This window comes from Wolbachia endosymbiont of Drosophila incompta (genome assembly GCF_001758565.1).
In the GTDB taxonomy this organism is placed as follows: Bacteria; Pseudomonadota; Alphaproteobacteria; order Rickettsiales; family Anaplasmataceae; genus Wolbachia; species Wolbachia pipientis.
Genome location: NZ_CP011148.1, coordinates 293,369 through 294,286 on the forward strand (window position 1 = coordinate 293,369; position 918 = coordinate 294,286).

Annotated in this window: 1 pseudogene (running past one end of the window); it reads right to left on the reverse strand. The window is 34.9% G+C overall.

The features are described 5' to 3' along the window. Nucleotides 1-497 precede the first annotated feature (497 nt). Nucleotides 498-918, reverse strand: a pseudogene (locus WG67_RS01360) (cbb3-type cytochrome c oxidase subunit I) (it continues 839 nt past the right edge of the window).

The following is a 918-nucleotide window of genomic DNA, read 5'->3' on the forward strand; positions in this document are numbered from 1 at the left end:
AGCGTCACGCGCTACCTTCCGTATAAATATTAAAAAATTTACCAAATGAAAAAAAAGGCAAAAGAAGCCCCGTGGTTGGCTAATTACTTACATTATACTTTCAAGTATGGCGTTTTTTTATTCTAAACGCTTAATAACCGCGATTTAGTTGCTTTTAAGCCGCAACTAATCTAAATTATAAACATTAAGAAATTTACTAAACAGAAAAAAAGGCAAAAGAAACCCTAGGGTAGCTAGTTATTCACTATCCATTTTTTAAATCGGCGTTTTTTGATGTTTTAAATGCTTTATAAGCGCATTTCAGCTTATATTAGGTAAAAACTTAGAAATTTTATAAAGACATAAGGTGCACATAGTGCAAAAAATTAAACATGGGACGCCAGATACATGAGTTTTTTTGTCATTTAATCTGTACAGAGAAGATAAATAAATAGCTTCAGTTTCATGATAAGGGGGCTGGCGGAGTTTGTCAAGGAAGTTTTTTTTGTTTCTATGGGTCAGTTGGTACGCGCTTTGCCTTTTAACAGATGTAAAAGCACAATTATTACGAACAACATTCCACCAACAACTGATATAGCGCCACCTATAATGAAGCACGTGCGTGCTAACATTGACGAAATACTTGGCAGATCTGCAACCTTCCTTAAAGCACCATATCCACCAAGCCACACAAGGCCAGTGATATGGAGAAAATGCCCTATACTGTAGGCATAAATCTGTAATCTTACCATGGAACTTTTTATCTCTTTAAAGTTTAATTTAGGTAACATCCAGTAGACAAAATTCATAAAAGCTATAGTGATACCAACTACAGAACCGTGATAATGAGCAGGAATCGTGACATTACCTTCAATAGTCAACACTCCGAGCACATCTCCATAAGTGTACAACAAAAATGAATGTAATAAATAGTTGCTT